This window comes from Alkalibacterium sp. m-11, from assembly GCF_054658155.1.
The window spans coordinates 1-361 of record NZ_BAAGIR010000405.1 but is presented as its reverse complement, the minus strand read 5'-3'; the positions used below and the strand labels follow the sequence as shown (position 1 = coordinate 361).

The window sequence follows — 361 nt, the reverse complement described above, 5'->3', positions numbered from 1 at the left end:
CGATATGTTGAATCTCAAAAGACAAGGAGTTGATTCCCATGCCTCAAACGATTACGGTTAAAATAAAGTTACTGCCAACGAAAGAACAAGCAGATATTCTGGCTGAAATGAGCGAAGAATATATCTCTACCATCAACTCCCTTGTAGTGGAAATGGTGGAAGAAAGAAAACCTACCCGTAAAACAAGCAAAGATATTGAGGCCTATTTGCCCAGTGCTGTAAAAGCACAAGCTGCCTTGGATGCAAAAAGTGTGTTTAAGAAAGGGAAGAAAAAGAAGTTTGAAACAGTGCCTCTGCTTAAAAAGCCTCATTGTGTTTGGAACAACCAAAACTACTCTTTCGACTTCCGCTACATTTCAAT

The 361-nt window shown here is 39.3% G+C and carries 1 protein-coding gene; it reads left to right on the top strand.

The features are described 5' to 3' along the window. Positions 1–38: 38 nt before the first annotated feature. On the top strand, positions 39–361 hold a 323-nt coding region (locus tag ACYQ2O_RS12975; protein WP_459796808.1), incomplete at its 3' end, for a hypothetical protein.